Below are 256 nucleotides of genomic sequence, written 5' to 3'. Positions count from 1 at the left end.
ACCTATGACCCTCTGCTTGTAAGGCAGATGCTCTCCCAGCTGAGCTAAGACCCCACAAGGATTAAAATCCTTTAACGACCCAGATCGGACTCGAACCGACGACCTTCGCCGTGACAGGGCGACGCTCTAACCAACTGAGCCACTGGGCCATATTTATTATTTATCTTATGAAATGGAACTGCTTTCAGTGGACCTTCGGGGACTCGAACCCAGGACCGACCGGTTATGAGCCGGTTGCTCTAACCAACTGAGCTAA

At 51.2% G+C, this 256-nt stretch carries 2 tRNA genes; both read right to left on the bottom strand.

The annotated features are described in order from the left end of the window. Positions 1-75 precede the first annotated feature (75 nt). A tRNA-Asp gene (locus WS40_RS11120) sits at positions 76-149 on the bottom strand. A gap of 39 nt (positions 150-188) precedes the next feature. Next, positions 189-256 (bottom strand) — tRNA-Met (locus WS40_RS11115).

The sequence above is a fragment of the Ruminococcus sp. N15.MGS-57 genome, from assembly GCF_000980385.1.
GTDB lineage: Bacteria > Bacillota > Clostridia > Oscillospirales > Ruminococcaceae > Hominimerdicola > Hominimerdicola aceti.
The sequence above is the reverse complement of the archived record's forward strand: the minus strand, read 5'-3'. Positions and strand labels throughout refer to the sequence as shown.